The organism is Frankia sp. AgPm24 (genome assembly GCF_023243055.1).
GTDB lineage: Bacteria > Actinomycetota > Actinomycetes > Frankiales > Frankiaceae > Frankia > Frankia umida.
Map to the genome: position 1 here is coordinate 1 of NZ_JALKFW010000085.1, position 715 is coordinate 715.

A 715-nucleotide genomic window follows, 5' to 3' on the forward strand; every position below is an offset into this window, starting at 1 on the left:
TGGAGCGGACCGGTATCGCGAATGCCGTCGTGGCCGGGACGTTGCGGCGTGATGAGGATGAGTCGGCCAGGTTCGTGCAGTCGATGGTCGACGTGTGGGTGGCGGGCGGTCCTGTCTCGGTGGCCGCGCTCGCCGGTGTGATTCCGGGGGGCGCGGGGTCTGCGGGGCGGGTCATTGCGTTGCCGACGTATCCGTTCCAGAGGGACCGGTACTGGCTGGCTCCGAGGGTGCACGGCCGGTCGGTGGTCGGTTTGGCGGGGGCTCGCTCGTCGGGTCATGCGTTGTTGGATGTGGTGGTCGATGTTCCTGGTGGGGTGATGTTGGCGGGGAGGTTGTCGCTTGAGGCGCATCCCTGGCTGGCTGATCATGCGATTGTCGACACGGTTGTGGTTCCGGGTGCTGGTCTGGTCGAGTTCGCGATCGCTGCGGGTGACTTGGTGGACTGTCCGGTCCTGGATGAGCTGGTCATTCAGGCGCCGTTGCGGGTTCCGGCCTCGGGTGCGGTCGACGTTCAAGTTCATGTCGGGGAAGCGGACAAGGCTGGACTACGGCCGGTGTCGGTCCGTTCGCGTCCTTCGGGTGGTGAGGGGTGGGAGCGCAATGCCGAGGGTTTCCTCGCTCCGGTCGCCGCTGCGGTCGTCCAGGACGGCGTCGCTGACCTCGGGGCCTGGCCGCCACCGGGCGCCGAACCGGTGCCCTTGGACGGCTTCTACGA

At 67.7% G+C, this 715-nt stretch carries 1 pseudogene; it reads left to right on the forward strand.

What is annotated here, in order from left to right:
- Window positions 1-290: 290 nt before the first annotated feature.
- Window positions 291-715, forward strand: a pseudogene (locus tag MXD61_RS05775) (polyketide synthase dehydratase domain-containing protein); the annotation flags it as partial.